We start from the raw sequence: 224 nt of genomic DNA, 5'->3' as shown, positions 1-224 counted from the left end.
GCAGTACACGCCGACCATGCTCAACAATCAACCGGTGCCGGTCATTATGACGGTCACCGTGAACTTCACGCTACAGTGACCGACTCCCTGTTCCCACACCCTCACGTGGGGCTACACGACAGCATTAATGTCTGATCACATACCGGTCGTCATCGTACTTGGAAGGGCGGACGAGCAGGACGACGAGGTGCGAGCAGGATGCCAGAGGCGTGATCAGATGCCGG

General features: G+C 58.0%; 1 pseudogene (running past one end of the window). It reads left to right on the top strand.

The window, feature by feature from the left end:
- Positions 1 to 50 (top strand): annotated as a pseudogene (locus tag GEV06_23345) (TonB family protein); it begins 868 nt to the left of the window's first position.
- The last annotated feature ends 174 nt before the right edge of the window (positions 51 to 224 follow it).

Origin of the sequence: Luteitalea sp., from assembly GCA_009377605.1 — a bacterium.
Classification (GTDB): domain Bacteria; phylum Acidobacteriota; class Vicinamibacteria; order Vicinamibacterales; family Vicinamibacteraceae; genus WHTT01.
This window is presented reverse-complemented; position numbering and strand designations above follow the sequence as displayed.